The sequence below is a fragment of the Streptomyces sp. WELS2 genome (genome assembly GCF_013870595.1).
GTDB lineage: Bacteria > Actinomycetota > Actinomycetes > Streptomycetales > Streptomycetaceae > Streptomyces.
In genome coordinates this window covers 1-2,629 of the sequence record NZ_JACBWZ010000838.1, presented here as the reverse complement: position 1 = coordinate 2,629, position 2,629 = coordinate 1, and the positions used below count along the sequence as shown (strand labels likewise).

General features: G+C 73.6%; 3 protein-coding genes. 1 reads left to right on the top strand and 2 read right to left on the bottom strand.

Going from position 1 to position 2,629, the window contains the following annotated elements; translation table 11 throughout:
- Positions 1–39 precede the first annotated feature (39 nt).
- Positions 40–1,446, bottom strand: coding sequence for an FAD-binding oxidoreductase (locus H5J33_RS30580; protein ID WP_181798019.1), 1,407 nt, complete (start codon positions 1,444–1,446; stop codon positions 40–42).
- A gap of 10 nt (positions 1,447–1,456) precedes the next feature.
- The gene (locus tag H5J33_RS30575; RefSeq protein ID WP_181798018.1) at positions 1,457–2,110 is read right to left on the bottom strand and encodes a rhomboid-like protein; all 654 of its coding nucleotides are present in this window, start codon (positions 2,108–2,110) and stop codon (positions 1,457–1,459) included.
- A gap of 34 nt (positions 2,111–2,144) precedes the next feature.
- On the opposite strand from H5J33_RS30575, the gene H5J33_RS30570 reads away from it, so the two are divergent.
- The coding region (locus tag H5J33_RS30570; RefSeq protein ID WP_309485527.1) for an aminoglycoside phosphotransferase family protein at positions 2,145–2,629 on the top strand (485 nt) is incomplete at its 3' end.

Below are 2,629 nucleotides of genomic sequence, written 5' to 3'. Positions count from 1 at the left end.
CCCGCCACTGACAATCCGCCCGAACCGCGGGGGCTCCGGTCAGTGGCGGCCCGCCACCCGGTCCGCCAGGCGGGCCAGCCGGGAGGACCGGGTGTCCGGGTAGCGGCGCTCGCGCCGGTCGGCCGCGCGGTAGGTGGCGTACATGCCCTGCACGCCCAGCCAGCGCAAGGGCTCCGGCTCCCACTTGCGGACCCGGTGGCCCACCCAGGGCAGCTCCGTCAGCTCGGTCCGCCCGCCCTGGCCGGAGTCCTGCCGGACCAGGTCGCGCAGGGTCCGGGCGGCCAGGTTGGCGGTGGCGACGCCGGAGCCGACGTAGCCGCCCGCCCAGCCGAGCCCGGTCGAGCGGTCCAGCGTGACGGTGGCGCACCAGTCGCGCGGCACGCCGAGCACCCCCGACCAGGCGTGCTCGATCCGCACGCCGGCCAGGGACGGGAAGAAGCGGGTCAGGATCTCGCGCAGCGCCTCGACGGTGGCCTCCTGGGTGCGGCCGTCGTTGTCGGTGCGCGAGCCGAAGCGGTACGGCACCCCGCGCCCGCCGAGCGCGATCCGGCCGTCGGCGGTGCGCTGGGCGTACATGTAGGCGTGCGCCATGTCGCCGAGGGTCTCGCGGCCCGCCCAGCCGATCGCCGCCCACCGCTCCTCGGTCAGCGGCTCGGTCGCGATCATCGAGGAGTTCATCGGCAGCCATGTCCGCCGCTGGCCCCTGAGGGCGGCGGTGAAGCCCTCGGTGCAGCGCAGGACGTAGGGCGCGCGGACCGTGCCGTAGGGGGTGACCGCGTGCTTGGGGCGGATCTCCGTCACCGGTGTCGACTCGTGGATGGTCACCCCGAGCGCCTCCACGGCCGCCGCGAGCCCCTTCACCAGCTTCACCGGGTGCAGCCGGGCACCGTGCGGGGTCCAGGTGGAGCCGACCGCGTCCGCCACCCGGATCCGCTCGGCGGTCTCCCGGGCGCCGTACAGCTCCCGGTCCGTCTCGCCGTAGGCCAGCTCGTGCGCGTGGAACGCCTTCAGCCGCGCCAACTGCGCCGGTGTGGTGGCGACTTCCAGGACACCGCCGTGGTGGATGTCGGCGTCGATGCCCTCCGCGCGGGCCACCGCGACCACCTCGGCGACCGTGTCGTTCATCGCCTTCTGCAGCCGTACGGCGGCCTCGTGGCCGTGCAGCCGGGCGTAGCGGTCGCGGCCCGCGATGCCGTTGTACAGCCAGCCGCCGTTGCGGCCGGAGGCGCCGTAGCCGCAGAACTTCTGCTCCAGCACGGTGATCCGCAGGAAGGGCGCCGCCTTCTTCAGGTAGTACGCCGTCCACAGGCCGGTGTACCCGCCGCCGACGATGACGACGTCCGCGGACGCGTCCCCGGTCAGCGGCTCGCGCACCGCCGGGAGCCCGTCGTCCGCGTACCAGAACGAGACGCCGCCGTTGACGGCACTGCTTGCCGAGCTGTTCATGGCCGGGACGTTAACCCCTGAGCCGGGCCGGTGTCTCCTTCGGATTCCATGCTTTTCCCCGCCCTCCGACCAGCGGATAACAGGCCAGACCGCACAGTGCCGCGAGGAGGTGGCCGACGTCCGTGACGGTCGGGCCGGCGGCCAGCGGCAGCGTGAACACGGCGAGCACCACCGCCAGATACCCGTACCGCCAGGGCACCGCGATCCGGTAGCCGAGCACCGCGATCACCCCGGCCAGCGCGTAACTCACCCCGATGTCCAGGGAGTCGACGGCGGCGAGCGGGGCCCGGCCCGCCCGGATCGCCGCCAGCAGCAGGGCCTCGCCGGCCAGCGACGCCGGCACATGGGACAGCGCGCACACCGCCAGCCAGCGGGCCGTGCCCAGCCAGCGCTCGGCCGGCGCGTGGAACACCGTGTACAGGAAGGCGTACGGCAGCCAGTGCCCGCTCTCGATCCACATCGCGCTCGCCACCAGCACCCGCACCGGGTCACGCGACAGCTCGTGCAGGTTCGTCGACCGGTGCCGCAGGAAGTTCTCCTCGAACTCGGGCGGCATGGAGTGCAGCGCGACGGTCGTGGCGAAGAGGACCACCAGCCACACATGGGTGCCGGGAGCACCGCGGAGGTACGCCCACACCCCGCTCACGCCCCGGTTAATTCGCATGAACCGATTGACGCACGCCGGTATCGTCCGGGTCGTGATCGACATCCCCGCGGAACTGGCCGAGACACAGGAGATGTACAACGGGGCGGCGGGCAAGGCGTTCATCGCCGCGCTGCCGGATCTCGCGGCACGGTTCCTGGACCGGTGGGGACTCCGGCTCGACGGGCCCTCGATGAACGGCGTCAGCGCGCTGGTGCTGCCGGTGGTCCGCGCCGACGGCGTCCGCGCGGTCCTCAAGCTCCAGCTGCTCGACGAGGAGAGCGAGGGCGAGCCGGTCGCGCTGCGCGTCTGGGACGGCGACGGGGCCGTACGGCTCCTGGACCACGACCCGGCCACCGGCACCATGCTCCTGGAGCGCCTGGACGAGAGGCGGATGCTGGCCCACCGCGCCGACACCCGCGAGGCGGTCCTGGTCATCGCCCGGCTGCTGGCCCACCTGACGTCCTTCCCGGCCCCGCCCGGACTGCGCCGCCTCGGCGACATCACCGCGCGCATGCTGGAACGGACCCCCCGGGCGCT